Source organism: Staphylococcus sp. EG-SA-15 (genome assembly GCF_017151895.1).
Classification (GTDB): Bacteria; Bacillota; Bacilli; order Staphylococcales; family Staphylococcaceae; genus Staphylococcus; species Staphylococcus aureus.
Window position 1 is genome coordinate 1 of sequence record NZ_JACVZN010000046.1, and the last position, 15,093, is coordinate 15,093.

Consider the following 15,093-nt stretch of genomic DNA (forward strand, 5'->3'; position numbering starts at 1 on the left):
AACGCAATATATAGAAATTGCTTCAAATCATTCACTCCTAAATTGTTATTACACTATTACACATAGCTAATCATCAATGTGAAATCGCCTTCAAAGACACTATCCAAATCTTCAGAAGTCAAAATAAAGTTTGTACCAGTAGTCAGTTTGAAAATTTCACCATCGACAATCATTTGCCCTTCGCCTTCCAACACTGTAACTAAACAGAACTCTCTAGGCTTCATATAATTTAACGTGCCAGAAATTTCCCATTTAACCAATGTAAAGAAATCATTCGATACAATGTGTGTACACTTATGGTTTTCAATAATTTCGCTTTCAGGCAAAATATTAGGTAATGGTGCATTGTACTGAATAACGTCTAAAGCTTTTTCAATATTTAACGGTCTATCATTATATTGATTATCTTGACGATTGAAATCATAAAGTCTATATGTAATGTCTGACGATTGCATCGTTTCGTATGCTAATATTCCTGAAGAAATAGTATGTACTGTTCCTGCTGGAATAAAATAGAATTCTCCAGGTTTTACTTTAATATATCTAAGTATCGACTCTATCGTTCCGTGTTGAACATGATTCGCAACTTCTTCTCTAGACTCTGCTAATGTCCCTATAACTATTTCTGCATCTTCTTCTGCATCTATAATATACCAACATTCAGATTTGCCATATTGCCCGTTTTCATGCTCATAAGCATAAGAATTATCAGGGTGCACATGAATAGAAAGTGATTCTCTTGCATCCACTATTTTAGTTAGAAGCGGAAAATCTTTGCTTGGGAAATCACCAAACAATTCACGATGTTCTGACCAAATACGGTCTAATGTTTGACCTTGATATGGTCCATTAATAATCTCGCTCGTACCATTTGGATGTGCTGACACACACCAACATTCCCCAGTTGTATCATTGTCTAATTGATATCCAAACTCACTTAGACGTTGACCGCCCCATAATTTTGTTTTTAAAATTGGTTGTAAAAATAATGGCATTGTTGCACCTCCATTGTGATTAAGTAAGCAATAGAACTCTGATGTTGTTGTTCCATTATATTTTGATTTTGTTCTCATTTACATCGTATTATTAACTTCCACATTTCAAATTAACTATTAGTGATTGTACCATATTTACTAACATTGCAGTACTGCCAATTAAAGCGCTTCACTTAAATTTACAGTACTTTAACATTTTCAAAAATTTATAGCATAGAGATTATATCTCTCTTACATTTGTACATATTTCCCTTTAAATTTACTCGCCCATTATACCAATTAATAAACAACTTTAATAGTTGTGCCATACATTGTTCAAATTCTTTGTAAAACGCATAGACAATACGTACTTATTCATACTTATAATTCATCATTTTCAAAAAATAACGAGTTACGAAAAAGTAACCCGCTTCAAATCATATTTACTATCCTTATTAATCCGTTTCATTTTCAAATTGAGTTAAAGCATCTTTAATGTCCTGATCACCACTAATAATTTGAAACTCTTGGTGATTAAAATGATTGGATGTGACAATTTCTTTTAATACTGTCGCAACATCTTCTCTAGGAATTTCACCTTTACCATCAAAATATTGTGCAGCTTCTATCTTTCCAGATCCTGCTGCATTTGTAAGTGCCCCTGGATGTAAAATTGTATAATTCAAACCTGAACGTCTTAAATAGTCATCAGCGTAATGTTTAGCTATTGTATATGGCTTTAAATCACCGCTATCATCAAAAGCCTGACGTCTCGAATCATATGTTGAAACCATGACATAGTGTTTAATATTGGCCTCTTTACTCGCAATCATTGATTTAACAGCACCATCTAAATCGACAATAATTGTTTTATCTGCACCCGTGTTCCCTCCAGAACCTACTGAAAAGATAACTTTATCGAATGGTTTAAACGTCTCAGTTAAAGTCTCTATTGAATCATTTTCAACATCAACAAGAATTGCTTTCATACCTTGTGATTTTAACGCATTAAGTTGATCTGATTGCCTAACACCAGCAGTAAATGGTACATTTTCTTTTGCTAATTGTTGCACTAGTAACGAACCTACACCGCCATTAGCACCTATAACCAAAATATTCATTTACAACACTCTCCTATTTATTATTCTCTATGCCATACCACTTTATGAGATATGTAAAACTTGTTACAACTATAAAAATCAATTGACATACTACTGGGAACGTATTAAATTAATATATGAACAAATATTCATATGAAAGGATTGTCATATAATGTCAGAACAATATTCAGAAATAAATACAGATACATTAGAACGCGTAACTGAAATTTTCAAGGCATTAGGCGATTACAATCGAATACGTATCATGGAATTGTTATCAGTCAGCGAAGCAAGTGTTGGTCACATTTCACATCAATTGAATTTATCTCAATCAAATGTCTCGCACCAATTAAAATTACTTAAAAGTGTGCATCTTGTGAAAGCAAAACGACAAGGCCAATCAATGATTTATTCATTAGATGACATCCACGTAGCAACTATGTTAAAGCAAGCCATACATCACGCGAATCATCCTAAAGAAAGTGGGTTATAATATGTCTCATTCACATCATCATCATGACCATATGCATAGTCATGTAACTACAAATAATAAGAAAGTATTGTTTATATCGTTTTTAATAATCGGTCTATATATGTTTATCGAAATCATCGGCGGTCTCCTTGCTAACAGCTTGGCATTACTATCTGACGGTATCCATATGTTTAGCGACACATTCTCATTAGGTGTTGCACTTGTCGCATTTATTTATGCTGAAAAGAATGCCACAACTACAAAAACATTTGGTTATAAACGTTTCGAAGTACTCGCAGCGTTATTTAACGGTGTAACGCTTTTTGTAATAAGTATTTTGATTGTTTTTGAAGCGATTAAACGTTTCTTTGTTCCTTCTGAAGTTCAATCAAAAGAAATGTTAATCATTAGTATTATCGGTTTAATTGTCAATATCGTTGTTGCATTCTTTATGTTTAAAGGCGGCGACACTTCACACAATTTAAATATGCGTGGTGCTTTTCTACATGTTATCGGAGACTTATTAGGTTCAGTTGGCGCCATTACTGCAGCTATTTTAATTTGGGCATTTGGATGGACAATCGCCGATCCTATCGCAAGTATTTTAGTTTCCGTTATTATTTTAAAAAGTGCTTGGGGTATCACAAAATCTTCAATTAACATTTTAATGGAAGGCACACCAAGTGATGTTGATATAGATGAAGTTATAACTACTATTAAAAAGGATTCACGAATACAAAGTGTGCATGATTGCCATGTTTGGACAATTTCAAATGATATGAATGCATTGAGTTGTCATGTTGTTGTAGACCATACATTGACAATGAAAGAATGTGAATTATTATTAGAAAACATTGAGCATGATTTATTACATTTAAATATTCACCATATGACTATTCAATTAGAAACGCCTAATCACAAACATGATGAATCGATTATATGTTCAGGAACACATAGTCATTCACATAACCATCATGCTCATCATCACGCGCATGTACATTAATAATTTTAACCTACTGCCATTGCATCGATTAAACTTTTCAATGGCAGTAGGTTTTTTATGTCTTTATGGCGACTTGTTTGGTCTTTGATGATGCAATGTTTATTAACAAATTTTCAACTATTATTTCTTACATTAGTCATATTTTTGACAATTTACTATTATAATTCTCTAACTTTAGTCACTTTAATTAATTTTTATTAGATATTAATATGAAAATAACGTGTTTTTTGTTATTGTATTTATATGAAGAAAAGGAGGCACCACTTTGTTTACTTACTTTAAATCAGCATTTAAAAATGCTAAACCACAATTATTAATAACATTGATATATGCACTTATAGCATTTGCTGTAATTGCAGTTGTATATTTACTTGCTAATTTCCAGCTTGCTAAGTATGCACAAACTATTGCAATTTATTCACAATTTGGGCAAAAACCACCAGTAGATGCATATTTAAAAGTTATCGCTGTATTACTTATAGCAGCTGTAGTTTCACTGTTTGTTTTAGTTCAAATTTTTATCGGAATTACAAATGTTATGAAACGAGCAATGAGTCATGAAAAAGTAAAATTTACCGATTTATTTATTGCATTTAAAAAAGGTAATTATTTAAAGAGCGTTCTGATCGGTCTTGTATCTATAGCAATGATTATCGTTCTTTCACTTCTGACATCATTACTATACAAATTATTTTCTCCAGTATCAGAAATGATTATGAATTCAGTACAATCATCATATGCAGATAGTACACACCTGATTGGTATTGCTATTACAACTCAAAGCATCATAATCATTGTTGTTTTATTGATTAAAGCAATTATTACTTGGTTATTGTTAATACCTATTTTCAACTTTATGACTAGTTTCGTTGAATCAACTAACGATAAAGTAAAAACACACTTAGCTAATGGATTTAAAGCAATGAAAAATGGTCAAAAAACATTTTTCAAATTTTTCATTGGAATACTATTATTAAACTTAATTATTATTTTATTTAAAACACCTGTTGGTTACTTGATTTCATTTAATACGCAATCACTCTCTCAAAGTGTTGCAGAAAATATCATAAGAGTTTATACAGTAATGACAATTATTTTATTCGTTGTTATTCATGCAATCATTTTAATGGGTATCGTTCAATATTACTTAAAACGTGGTCAAAAAATTACTAAAGATAAAGTAAAAACAGCTGACAAGAATAAAAAAGTTGTAACTGAACCAAAAAATACAAAAGTAGAAAATGATAAAGTGGCAACATCTGTTGAAACAAAAACAGAAAAAGCACAAGATTCATTAAATGATAATACAACAAAAACGATGACTTCAGATAAACCAGAAGACAATCAACCAAAATAAATTTTAGAGCCCCTTACAACTTTAGTTGTTAGGGGCTCTTATGCATGCGCTTAGCGCAGGCGCTCCTACTTTTCAACTTTAGTTGTTAGGGGCTCTTATGCAGTTGATGCGTAGCATCCAACTGTGTTCCTCTATTTTTCAACTTTAGTTGTTAGGGGCTTCTTTCTAAAATAACTAAGTGAATTATCTATATATGAAGAGGTCTCCAATACTTTTTATATAATTCGTGATTACATTCTATACTTTTAATTGTATTTTCTGCTGTATGGAAAGTTGGTTTTATTAATTCTGATTATGTTCAGAACTACAATTCATAAGAAAAATGTGTTAAAATATATTTGTAGTAAGTAGAAGCAAAAGATGAAAATCATTAACTCTTGAAACACAAAAAGGGCAACACTCGGAAACATGTTACCCTAATGAGCCCGTTAAAAAGACGGTGACCTTATATTTTATTTAAAAATAGCCTTCAAAAATGCCGGTCAAAGCGAATAGAAGGTTATTTTTTATGGTCTTGAGTACTAATCAATACTAAACCAATGATTGTTAATACAACCATAAGCATTTCAAAATCAGACATGCTAGTCCTTTCTAGGAGTAACAACTATAACCATAGGCATCACCCCTTTATTAAGAGATTAGCCACCATCTATCCAACTTGCTCAATAAATATTATAACATGCACACTTTTAAACAGTAATTCATAGTATAAGTTTTTTCATTTCTTAATCAACTCGATAAACAGTTGAGTGACATACCCTTGTCTAACTAGCTATTTCTTCCCCTGTTATCGTTTGTTCATCATATAAAAATTTAATTTCTCATTTTTTATTCTCTGGTAAAGAGGGGCGCCCGCTTTTTCGGCTGATATGCTCCCTTCAAAATAGACATTGAAAAATGAAAACTTTGAAAGAGAAATCGTCAGTCTATTATTGATAAGTATTATCCTATCCTCGAAAAATTACTTTCAGACACTAGTGAACAAAAATTTTACTATAAGCGTATACTTTGGCAATATTCGAAGGAAAAACATGGATTAACCTGTGCATATTATACATTTAGAGCTTATATACTTAAACATGATGAATTTACTCCTTATATTATGAAATGTTATCAATAGATGTCGCCTAAAGATACAACAAGATTCGAGACAAAACCTGATCATCAAGCACAGTTTGACTGGAAAGAAAGCATTAACTTTAAAACGAAAGATAATCAAAGGATTCCACTATATATAGGTGTGCTACTACTTTATTATTCTCGTTTTATAATCATGCATAACAATGAGTAAATCAAGTGATGCCTTATTTAATTCATTAACACAATCGTTTGAGCTAATAGAAGGTGTATATAATGAACTTGTAACGGATAACTTGAAAATAGTCATGTATAAGCCAAGAAAAGAAAGTACAAGTGGTCGAATAAATCGTAGATTTAAATAATTCGCTGATGGTTTTAAATTTCAAGTAAAACCTTGTATTTCCGGCCTCCCTAGAAAAAGATAAAGTTGAATCAATAACAAAAATATTAGATGAAATTAATGCTTACCAAGACGAATTGCATTTGGAAGAGATTCCTAAGTTTTTTTAATCTTAATGAACGATTTAACTACTAAGTTCATACTAGTACAGGTAAATTGCCTATTACTGCCTAAGAGAAAGAAAAAATTTTCTTACAACCACTACAGAATGTGAATGTAAAAAACTCATATAAAGTGAAACATATCTTACTTATGGAATGAAATGTTTGATTATCCCAAAATCACAAATGCGATTTTGGAGTTGTTAGGGCTCTAACGCAAATACACCCCTACTTAAAATAACGGTAGTTGTTATAGTATACTTAAATGCATAAACCATATAAAAGGTGATGCTAATATGACATACGGTTCAATTGTAGCTATACTCTGTGCCCTATTTGTGATTTTCTTCATTCCATATATGGAGAAGAAAGACAAAAAGAAGAAATAACACTAGTATCTGGATTACTAGCATACAAAGGAGCAGTAAGACATTTTCTAATAGAAAATAACTTTACTGCTCCTTTGTAAATTACTCTTCAACTATTGTAAATTAAATAATAAATAACTGCCGATGTTATTAATCAGCTAAAAAATGCTTTGCTAAATATTTTGCTGCGCCATCCTCTTCATTCGTGTATGCCGTTACATCTGAAGTTAATGCTTGGATTTCAGGGCGTGCATTTTTCATAGCAACTGTATAATGACCAAATTCAAACATTGCTCTATCATTGTCGCTATCTCCAATAACTAACGTTTCTTCTTGATGAATACCAAAATGTGCAATCATTTCTTTAATGCCTGTACCTTTATCAGTTTGATAAGCCATTGTTTCCGCATTAAATCTTGATGAATTTGAAACACTAATCTGTAGTTGCACATGATTTTGCTTTAATTCATCTCTAAATGTTGTTATTTTTTCTAAATTAGAACTGAATAGATAAATTTTTGAATATTCCCCTTCAGGAAACTTAGTTACCCAATCTATCTTACCAGCAAGCGCATCTTGTCTTGAAGACCATTCACTATGACTTACGCCATTAATAGGATCTTGACTACGAATCATATCTCGCATCCATGTTTCATCTTCTTTTAAAGAAACTCTATTACCTTCAAAAGGAAATACCTCATAATAAATTTGTTGGCGCTTAGCTAAATTAGTAATTTGTTGCACTTGAGCCAATGATAAACCATGCTTGAAGATAATTTCTCCATCTACTTCTCCAATTGTTCCATTTGAACTAATGATGCCATTTACCGCAAAATCTTGAGGTACAAGTTGATGTATTTCAGAATGCGAACGTCCTGTTGCTAAAAATACTTTATATCCTTTCTCTCTCAATTGATTAATGACATCTTTCGTATACGTTGATGCTTGATTATTTTCATGTAAAATTGTTCCATCCATGTCCAAAAATATTGCTTTTACGTTATCCATATTGCCCTCCACTGTCCATTTTATCTTAATTAAATTTTGTCATTATTACTTATTATTTGCAAAATATTTACTCTAACATTGCCATAGAAAATCGATTATTCCATCTTTGAACTGCTACATTTTTCTGGAAAAATCGTGACATGTTTTCAGATGTCAAAATATCATCTATTAATCCTTGTTGTACACTTTCCCCATCTTTTAATAGCAAAATTTTAGTAAAGTTACCAGTAATTTCTTCAATAAAGTGCGTCACATAAATCATCGCAAGCGTTGGATATGAATCTGACAATGAGTCAAGTATATTCAATAGTGACTCACGAGCAATAAAGTCTAAACCAGCTGCTGGCTCATCTAAAATTAAAACCTGGGGTTGCCCCATTAAAGCTCGTGCAATCATCACACGTTGCTTTTCACCGGTAGATAAATAACCTATACATTGATTCGCTTTATCAAACATTTCAACTAATTTAAGTAATTGATGTGCTTCATTACGTACCTCATCATCAATATCTTGATAAACACCAATTGATTTAAAAGCACCGCTTATCACCACATCGATTACTCTTTCACCCTCTTGAAACTTTTCCAGTAAACTATGAGATACAAAACCTATATGTTGTCGTACAGTCTCTGCAGAATACCCTACCTTGCCTGGCATTTTACCAAATAGATTAACACCGCCAGTTGTCGCAGGCTCATATGCATTTAATATATTTAATAGCGTTGTCTTACCAGCACCATTTAAACCATATAGAATCCATTTATCACCTTTAGCAATTTGCCAAGAAATCTTTTTTAAAATTGTTTTTCCTTGCTTCATTCGCCCAATTTGATCTAATTGAATTAACATGCGAGGTCACCCCTTTATTGCTACTCCATACTTCTCATAAAATCATATTAACATAACACCCTTAATTGTCAGACTATTTAAATAAATAAAACACTTCATTTTTACGCATTTCTGCCAAATTAAGATGAAGTAAAAGCTAAGTCGACCTAAAAAAGCACCCTTCTAGTCGATTAATCTAAAAGGGTGCCATATACTTTAATTTTAATACATGATTGATTCTAAAAAAGTGAATTATTCCACAGTAACTGATTTAGCAAGGTTACGTGGTTTATCAACATCTAAATCTCTGTGTAATGCTGCATAGTATGAAATTAATTGTAATGCAACCACTGATACTAATGGCGTTAACAATTCATGTACATGAGGAATGACATAAGTGTCGCCTTCTTTTTCAAGACCCTCCATAGAAATAATACATGGATGTGCACCACGTGCTACTACCTCTTTAACGTTACCACGAATTGATAAATTAACTTTCTCTTGTGTTGCTAAACCTACAACTGGTGTACCTTCTTCGATTAAGGCAATTGTACCATGTTTAAGTTCTCCACCAGCAAAACCTTCTGCTTGAATGTAAGAAATTTCTTTAAGTTTTAACGCACCTTCTAAACTTACGTTATAGTCAATAGTACGTCCGATAAAGAATGCATTGCGTGTTGTTTCTAAGAAATCTGTAGCAATTTGTTCCATAATTGGTGCATCGTCAACAATTGCTTCTATTGCTGTTGTTACTTTTGCTAATTCTCTCAATAAATCAATATCTGCTTCACGACCATGCTCTTTTGCAACGATTTGAGACAAGATTGATAATACTGCAATTTGTGCAGTATATGCTTTTGTAGATGCAACTGCGATTTCAGGACCCGCGTGTAATAACAATGTGTGGTCTGCTTCACGTGATAAAGTTGAACCTGCAACATTAGTGATTGTTAATGATTTATGACCTAATTTATTAGTTTCAACTAATACGGCGCGGCTATCTGCAGTTTCACCTGATTGAGAAATATAAACGAACAATGGTTTTTCAGATAATAATGGCATGTTGTAGACAAACTCTGATGCAACGTGTACTTCAGTTGGTACGCCAGCCCATTTTTCTAAAAATTCTTTACCTACTAAACCTGCATGGTAGCTTGTACCTGCTGCAATAACGTAAATGCGGTCTGCTTCTTTAACATCATTGATGATGTCTTGATCAATTTTCAAGTTACCTTCTGCATCTTGATATTCTTGAATAATACGACGCATTACTGCTGGTTGTTCATGAATTTCTTTTAACATGTAGTGTGCATAAACACCTTTTTCAGCATCTGATGCATCAATTTCAGCAATATATGAATCACGTTCTACAACGTTTCCATCTGCATCTTTAATAATAACTTCATCTTTTTTAACAATAACGATTTCATGGTCATGGATTTCTTTATATTCGCTTGTCACTTGTAACATTGCAAGTGCGTCTGATGCGATAACATTGAAACCTTCACCAACACCTAATAATAATGGTGATTTATTTTTAGCAACATAGATTGTGTCTTTGTCTTCAGCATCTAATAAACCTAATGCATATGAACCATGTAATAATGACACAACTTTTGTAAATGCTTCTTCAGTTGAAAGTCCTTGATTTGAAAAGTATTCAACTAATTGAACGATAACTTCTGTATCTGTTTCTGAAATGAATGATACACCTTGTAAGTATTCACCTTTTAACTCTTCATAGTTTTCAATAACACCGTTATGAACTAGAGTAAAACGGCCATTTGATGATTGATGTGGATGAGAGTTTTCATGATTCGGTACACCGTGTGTTGCCCAACGTGTGTGACCGATTCCAACAGGTCCATCAAAATCGCTACTATCAGCAACTTTACGTAATTCTGCAATACGACCTTTTTCTTTAAATACAGTTGTATTATCATCATTTACTACTGCGATACCTGCAGAGTCATAACCTCTGTATTCTAATTTTTCTAAACCTTTTAATAATAATTCTTTGGCATTATCATAGCCAATATAACCAACAATTCCACACATAACGACATTTTCCTCCATATTGGAATAGTACGCGTAAATTATGATTTATTGCCGATAATTTAGATTGACAATCTGCTTTCATAATATAAATAGGAACATGCTATCATCGCATTCATCCATAACAAATTAAGCATAGTTATTTTTACAACTATACAAATTGCTCACACTGTACTTTCCATATTAATATTTTTTATATTCAATTTCTGGCGATCTTATTAACTTTGTCCATTAAGTCACCCTAATGTTTTACTTAATAAGCTAACGAATGAGCCACATCCGGGATAGCATCCGCCGATCTATTCGATCACTATCCTCCTCGTCTACAAATACATATATTGCACTCTATAAAGGCCACTCATATATTAACCTTTAATCTTCAAATACAAATATTTATTTGCACAGGCGCTTTAACTGTACTGCCGAACTTTCCCCCTTTCCATTAATCATTATTGTACAACGGTGTTGTTTTGTTTTGCAAATATTTTCACAATAAAATTTTAAAAATCCTAAAACAATTTTTTTGTTTTACTTTTTCAAAATATCTATACTGTCACATTGATGACACTTTATTTAATTTTGTCACATTTATTTTGACAAAGTTGATTTTTGTTTATATTGAGTAACAAGTAACCTCTCTATACACTATATATAGTCACATATATTAAAAAAGAGGTGTAAACATGTCACAAACTGAAGAGAAAAAAGGAATTGGTCGTCGTGTTCAAGCATTTGGATCATTCTTAAGTAGTATGATCATGCCAAACATTGGCGCTTTCATCGCTTGGGGTTTTATCGCGGCCATTTTTATAGATAATGGATGGTTACCTAACAAAGATTTAGCTACTTTAGCAGGACCAATGATTACTTATTTAATCCCATTATTGATCGCATTTAGTGGTGGTCGTTTAATTTATGATTTACGTGGTGGTATCATCGCAGCAACAGCAACTATGGGGGTCATCGTTGCATTACCTGATACACCAATGTTACTTGGTGCAATGATTATGGGTCCACTTGTTGGTTGGTTAATGAAGAAGACCGACCAATTGATTCAACCTAGAACGCCGCAAGGTTTTGAAATGTTATTTAATAACTTTTCTGCTGGTATTTTAGGATTTATCATGACGATTGCAGGATTTAAAATTTTAGCACCACTTATGAAATTTATTATGCATATTTTATCAGTGGCAGTTGAAGCATTAGTACATGCACACCTACTTCCACTTGTAAGTATTTTAGTAGAGCCTGCAAAAATTGTATTTTTAAACAATGCGATTAACCATGGTGTATTCACACCGCTTGGTGCAGATCAAGCTGCAAAAGCTGGTCAATCAATTTTATACACAATTGAATCTAACCCTGGACCAGGTTTAGGTATCTTACTTGCTTATATGATTTTTGGAAAAGGCACTGCAAAAGCAACGTCATATGGTGCTGGAATTATCCACTTCTTAGGTGGTATTCATGAAATTTATTTCCCATATGTATTAATGCGTCCTTTATTATTTATCGCTGTTATTTTAGGTGGAATGACTGGTGTTGCAACTTATCAAGCAACAGGATTTGGATTTAAAAGTCCCGCGTCACCAGGTTCATTTATAGTTTACTGTTTAAATGCACCTAGAGGTGAATTCTTGCACATGTTACTCGGTGTCTTCCTTGCTGCACTTGTATCATTCGTTGTAGCTGCTTTAATTATGAAGTTCACTAGAGAACCAAAGCAGGATTTAGAAGCTGCGACAGCTCAAATGGAAAATACTAAAGGGAAAAAATCAAGCGTTGCTTCTAAGTTAGTATCTTCTGATAAAAATGTTAATACAGAAGAAAATGCTAGTGGTAATGTTAGTGAAACATCTTCATCAGATGATGATCCTGAAGCGCTATTGGATAATTACAACACTGAAGATGTTGATGCACACAATTACAATAATATAAATCATGTTATTTTTGCCTGCGATGCGGGTATGGGTTCTAGTGCAATGGGTGCAAGCATGTTACGTAATAAATTTAAAAAGGCGGGCATTAATGATATTACAGTTACAAATACTGCGATTAATCAATTGCCAAAAGATGCTCAATTAGTTATCACTCAGAAAAAACTAACTGATCGTGCTATTAAACAAACACCAAATGCCATCCATATTTCAGTGGATAATTTCCTTAATTCACCAAGATATGAAGAACTTTTAAATAATCTAAAAAAAGATGATCAAGCATAATAATTAAATAAATTAAAAAATGGAGGATACCGCCATGTTATTGAGTACACGTGAAAAAGAAATGATAGCCCTATTGATTAAGTACCACGGTCAATATATCACTATACACGACATTGCTCAGCAACTTGCGGTGTCCTCTCGTACTATTCACCGTGAATTAAAAGGTGTTGAAGCATATTTAACTTCATTTTCATTAACTTTAGAACGCGCAAACAAAAAAGGGCTACGCATTGCTGGCACAGATTCTGATTTAAACGATTTGAAGCAATCGATTGCACAACATCAAACCATTGACTTATCTGTTGAAGAGCAGAAAGTAATTATTATATACGCTTTGATACAAGCCAAGGAGCCAGTTAAACAATATAGTTTAGCGCAAGAAATTGGCGTTTCTGTCCAGACTTTAGCAAAGATGTTAGATGATTTAGAGCTTGATTTAAATAAGTACCAACTATCTTTATCTCGAAAGCGTGGCGAAGGCATTTACTTGGTAGGTACTGAATCAAAGAAACGTGAATTTTTAAGTCAATTAATGGTGAATAACTTAAATAGTACTAGCGTTTATTCAGTAATTGAAAATCATTTTGTCTTTCATTCATTAAATCAAATCCACAAAGACTTTGTTGACTTAGAGCGCATTTTTAATGTTGAAAGACTATTAATGGACTACCTAAGTGCCTTACCCTACCAACTTACCGAATCAAGTTATTTAACTTTAACTGTCCATATCGTGCTATCCATTTCACGTATAAAAAATGGTGAGTATGTCGCATTAAACGATGATATTTATGATTCTGTACAAAACACATTTGAACACAAAGTAGCAAGCGAACTTGCTGATAAACTTGGTCAAATATATGACGTCACGTTTAATCAGGCAGAAATTGCTTTCATTACTATCCATTTACGTGGAGCTAAACGAAAAAATCTTAATGATACATCATTAAATAATCGTTGTGAAGAAAACAAAATTAAAGCGTTTGTTAACAAAGTAGAAATGATTTCCGGTATGACATTTGCAGATTTGGATACTTTAGTAGATGGACTGACGCTACACCTTAATCCTGCAATCAATCGTTTGCAAGCTAATATCGAGACCTATAATCCGTTAACAGACATGATTAAGTTCAAATATCCAAGACTATTTGAAAATGTAAGATTAGCTTTAAATGATTGTTGGCCTGATTTGATTTTTCCAGAGAGTGAAATTGCTTTTATAATTTTACACTTTGGTGGCTCGATTAAAAACCAAGGTAATCGATTTTTAAACATATTAGTCGTTTGCAGCAGTGGTATGGGAACTAGTCGTCTATTATCAACTCGTCTAGAGCAAGTTTTTAGTGAGATTGAGCGTATTACACAAGCATCAGTCAGCGATTTGAAGTCACTAGATTTAAGTCAATATGATGGCATTATTTCTACTGTGAATTTAGACATCGACTCCTCCTATTTAACGGTAAACCCATTATTACCAGATAGTGATATCAGTTATGTCGCACAGTTTTTAAATACAAAGTCTACGTTCCAAGAGATGCATGATAAATCATCAAACATGATTGATAAGGATGATGTTCATGTTGAAACGAAAGATATTGATGGCAACACATCTTTTGAAAATGAACAAACTTCAAACTTAACTTCAGTTTTCGAGAAACATTTAAGTGACGAAAAATCAGAACAATTAATGCATCATATGCGTTCGGGTTTAACTTTGCTTGATTCAGTGAAAATAGTTAGTACCGAAGTTAAACAGTGGCAAACATATATCGCAGATTATCTATATCAATGCGATGTAATAAACGATCCAACGTCATTCGCTGAACTACTAGAGCAACGATTGATTGACAATCCAGGATGGATATTAAGTCCATATCCTGTTGCGATACCACACCTAAGAGACAATATGATTAAACACCCTATGGTTCTAATCACAGTTTTAGAAGAACCGTTAATATTGCCTAGTATTCAAAATGACAATCAAACAATTAAATATATGATTTCCATGTTTATTCCTGACAATGATTTTATGGCATCACTGGTAAGTGACTTGTCCGAATTTTTAAGTTTGAAATTAGAATCTATTGATACTTTTATGGAAAATCCACAGGAACTTGAAACATTATT

Annotated in this window: 12 protein-coding genes and 1 pseudogene; 6 read left to right on the forward strand and 7 right to left on the reverse strand. The window is 32.6% G+C overall.

Annotation, left to right across the window (positions count from 1 at the left end; genetic code table 11):
- Positions 1 to 56: 56 nt before the first annotated feature.
- Both IDG64_RS13820 and IDG64_RS13825 read right to left on the reverse strand, forming a co-directional pair.
- Positions 57 to 995: a type I phosphomannose isomerase catalytic subunit gene (locus tag IDG64_RS13820; protein WP_001127960.1), complete on the reverse strand. Its 939-nt coding sequence runs from the start codon at positions 993 to 995 to the stop codon at positions 57 to 59.
- A gap of 434 nt (positions 996 to 1,429) precedes the next feature.
- A complete protein-coding gene (locus tag IDG64_RS13825) occupies positions 1,430 to 2,095 on the reverse strand; it encodes an SDR family oxidoreductase (RefSeq protein WP_001024094.1) in 666 nt (221 codons plus the stop codon).
- Positions 2,096 to 2,246: 151 nt separating this feature from the next.
- Between IDG64_RS13825 and czrA the strand changes: the two genes are divergently transcribed.
- From czrA to IDG64_RS13840, 3 genes are all read left to right on the forward strand, one after another.
- Positions 2,247 to 2,567, forward strand: coding sequence for a Zn(II)-responsive metalloregulatory transcriptional repressor CzrA (gene czrA, locus IDG64_RS13830; RefSeq protein ID WP_000003759.1), 321 nt, complete (start codon positions 2,247 to 2,249; stop codon positions 2,565 to 2,567).
- A gap of 1 nt (position 2,568) precedes the next feature.
- A complete protein-coding gene (czrB, locus tag IDG64_RS13835) occupies positions 2,569 to 3,549 on the forward strand; it encodes a CDF family zinc efflux transporter CzrB (protein WP_000019744.1) in 981 nt (326 codons plus the stop codon).
- A gap of 265 nt (positions 3,550 to 3,814) precedes the next feature.
- Complete coding sequence (locus IDG64_RS13840) at positions 3,815 to 4,906, forward strand: lytic regulatory protein (RefSeq protein WP_000495670.1); 1,092 nt, start codon at positions 3,815 to 3,817, stop codon at positions 4,904 to 4,906.
- Between the two features lie 499 nt (positions 4,907 to 5,405).
- Here the strand turns inward: IDG64_RS13840 and IDG64_RS13845 are convergent, their stop codons facing one another.
- Both IDG64_RS13845 and IDG64_RS15530 read right to left on the reverse strand, forming a co-directional pair.
- Positions 5,406 to 5,510: a hypothetical protein gene (locus IDG64_RS13845; RefSeq protein WP_001802298.1), complete on the reverse strand. Its 105-nt coding sequence runs from the start codon at positions 5,508 to 5,510 to the stop codon at positions 5,406 to 5,408.
- 160 nt (positions 5,511 to 5,670) lie between these two features.
- Positions 5,671 to 5,769 (reverse strand): annotated as a pseudogene (locus IDG64_RS15530) (recombinase family protein); the annotation flags it as partial.
- A 420-nt stretch (positions 5,770 to 6,189) separates the two neighbouring features.
- Here IDG64_RS15530 and IDG64_RS13850 point away from each other — a divergent pair.
- Positions 6,190 to 6,348 carry a hypothetical protein gene (locus IDG64_RS13850; RefSeq protein WP_001792784.1) on the forward strand — a complete coding sequence of 53 codons (159 nt, stop codon included), beginning with the start codon at positions 6,190 to 6,192 and terminating at the stop codon, positions 6,346 to 6,348.
- A 657-nt stretch (positions 6,349 to 7,005) separates the two neighbouring features.
- On the opposite strand, the gene IDG64_RS13855 is transcribed toward IDG64_RS13850, so the two are convergent.
- The 3 genes from IDG64_RS13855 to glmS form a co-directional block, all read right to left on the reverse strand.
- Positions 7,006 to 7,863, reverse strand: a complete 858-nt coding sequence (locus IDG64_RS13855) for an HAD family hydrolase (RefSeq protein WP_000370929.1) — start codon at positions 7,861 to 7,863, stop codon at positions 7,006 to 7,008.
- A 67-nt stretch (positions 7,864 to 7,930) separates the two neighbouring features.
- Positions 7,931 to 8,713 (reverse strand): ABC transporter ATP-binding protein, encoded by a 783-nt coding sequence (locus IDG64_RS13860; protein ID WP_000908179.1) that lies wholly within the window; start codon positions 8,711 to 8,713, stop codon positions 7,931 to 7,933.
- A 231-nt stretch (positions 8,714 to 8,944) separates the two neighbouring features.
- Positions 8,945 to 10,750 (reverse strand): glutamine--fructose-6-phosphate transaminase (isomerizing), encoded by a 1,806-nt coding sequence (gene glmS, locus IDG64_RS13865; RefSeq protein ID WP_000334465.1) that lies wholly within the window; start codon positions 10,748 to 10,750, stop codon positions 8,945 to 8,947.
- 680 nt (positions 10,751 to 11,430) lie between these two features.
- Here glmS and IDG64_RS13870 point away from each other — a divergent pair.
- Both IDG64_RS13870 and IDG64_RS13875 read left to right on the forward strand, forming a co-directional pair.
- A complete protein-coding gene (locus IDG64_RS13870; protein ID WP_000083807.1) occupies positions 11,431 to 12,969 on the forward strand; it encodes a PTS mannitol transporter subunit IIBC in 1,539 nt (512 codons plus the stop codon).
- Positions 12,970 to 13,003: 34 nt separating this feature from the next.
- A partial coding sequence (locus IDG64_RS13875) for a BglG family transcription antiterminator (protein WP_206171340.1) occupies positions 13,004 to 15,093 on the forward strand: 2,090 nt, incomplete at its 3' end.

What these genes read in the sequence shown, in the direction of transcription:
- IDG64_RS13820 (WP_001127960.1), bottom strand. Translation starts at nt 995, where the DNA reads ATGCCATTATTTTTACAACCAATTTTAAAAACAAAATTATGGGGCGGT.
- IDG64_RS13825 (WP_001024094.1), bottom strand. Translation starts at nt 2,095, where the DNA reads ATGAATATTTTGGTTATAGGTGCTAATGGCGGTGTAGGTTCGTTACTA.
- czrA (WP_000003759.1), top strand. Translation starts at nt 2,247, where the DNA reads ATGTCAGAACAATATTCAGAAATAAATACAGATACATTAGAACGCGTA.
- czrB (WP_000019744.1), top strand. Translation starts at nt 2,569, where the DNA reads ATGTCTCATTCACATCATCATCATGACCATATGCATAGTCATGTAACT.
- IDG64_RS13850 (WP_001792784.1), top strand. Translation starts at nt 6,190, where the DNA reads ATGAGTAAATCAAGTGATGCCTTATTTAATTCATTAACACAATCGTTT.
- IDG64_RS13855 (WP_000370929.1), bottom strand. Translation starts at nt 7,863, where the DNA reads ATGGATAACGTAAAAGCAATATTTTTGGACATGGATGGAACAATTTTA.
- IDG64_RS13860 (WP_000908179.1), bottom strand. Translation starts at nt 8,713, where the DNA reads ATGTTAATTCAATTAGATCAAATTGGGCGAATGAAGCAAGGAAAAACA.
- glmS (WP_000334465.1), bottom strand. Translation starts at nt 10,750, where the DNA reads ATGTGTGGAATTGTTGGTTATATTGGCTATGATAATGCCAAAGAATTA.
- IDG64_RS13870 (WP_000083807.1), top strand. Translation starts at nt 11,431, where the DNA reads ATGTCACAAACTGAAGAGAAAAAAGGAATTGGTCGTCGTGTTCAAGCA.